Origin of the sequence: Pseudoduganella ginsengisoli (assembly GCF_009720865.1) — a bacterium.
In the GTDB taxonomy this organism is placed as follows: domain Bacteria; phylum Pseudomonadota; class Gammaproteobacteria; order Burkholderiales; family Burkholderiaceae_D; genus Rugamonas; species Rugamonas ginsengisoli.
Genome location: NZ_WNLA01000070.1, coordinates 1 through 1343 on the forward strand (window position 1 = coordinate 1; position 1343 = coordinate 1343).

The following is a 1343-nucleotide window of genomic DNA, read 5'->3' on the forward strand; positions in this document are numbered from 1 at the left end:
AGCGGCGGCCGTCTGCAGCAAGCGCTGCCGGTCCACCTTGCCGTTGGCATTGCGCGGCAATTCATCGGCCAGCACCAGCCGTGAAGGCACCATGGCCGCAGCCAGTCTGGCGCGCAGGCTGGCGCCCAGGCTGGCCGCGGTAACCGCTGCCGCGCCGCCGTCAGCGCTGGCCGCAACGGCAAAGCCCACCAATTGCTTCGCGCCGCCCTGCTCCACCACCGTGACATAGGCGTCGGCAACGCCAGGACATGCCTGCATCGCGGCGCGCACTTCAGCCAGTTCGATACGCACGCCATTGATCTTGACCTGGTCATCGCGGCGCCCCAGGATCGCCAGCCGGCCATCCGGTTCGTAGCGTCCCAGGTCGCCGGTACGGTACAGCGTGCCGCCTTCGCCGCCATGCCACGGGTTGGCGATAAACGTAGGCTGCGGCACGCCTTCCGCCACATAACCGTGCGAACGATACGGACTGCGGATGACGATTTCACCCAGTTCGCCCCGGCCGCACAGGCGCAAACCGGCATCGAGCACCAGCGCCTGCGATCCGTCGATGGCTGCGCCGATGGACTGGATCCCGGCTGGCGCGGGGTCCGGCACCTGCGCCGCGCATTTGGCCAGCGTGGTTTCAGTCGGGCCATACAGGTTGTACACGGTGCAGCCGGGGAAGCGGCGGCGCCAGCGCGCCACCACGGTGTCCGACAGCGGTTCGCCTGCAAAGAACACCGTGCGCAGCGCGCCGGCCGCCGCTTCGTCCGGCCAGCGCTGCAGCCACAGCATGGCCAGCGTCGGCACCGTATGCAGCAGCGTGATGCGCGCCGTGGCAAGGAATTTCGCCACCGGCCCGGGACCCAGTTCCGGCTGGTCTGGAATGCACAAAGCGGCGCCAGACGTCAGCGGCAGGAACAGTTCCCGCAGCACCACGTCAAACGACAGGCTGGTGAAGTTCGCCACGCGGTCGCCCGGGCCGATGCCGGACACGCCGCGCTGCCAGTCCAGGAACTGGGCCAGGCCGTTATGGCTGCCCAGGATGGCCTTCGGCTTGCCAGTGGAACCGGAAGTGAACGCCAGGTAGGCCGCGTCCCCGCCCGCCGCGAACTGGCTTGGCATGGGCCCGGACGCTGCGGGCCGGGGCATTTCATCCCAATGCAGCACGGCCAGCCCCGCTGTTGCAGGGAAGGCGCAGTCCCCCAGTGCGATGCCAAGCGAGGCGCCGGCAGCTTCCAGCATGGCGGCCACCCGCGCCGGCGGCAGCGCGTCATCGACCAGCATGACCACCGCGCCCGCCATCCAGGCCGCCAGCGTGGCAGCCACCACGCCGGGGCAGCGCTGGCCCAGGACCGCCA

At 69.9% G+C, this 1343-nt stretch carries 1 protein-coding gene; it reads right to left on the reverse strand.

Annotated elements, in window-relative coordinates; all coding sequences use genetic code 11:
* Positions 1-1343 (reverse strand): amino acid adenylation domain-containing protein (locus tag GM668_RS30250; RefSeq protein ID WP_155442687.1); only part of this gene is annotated, 1343 nt, incomplete at both ends.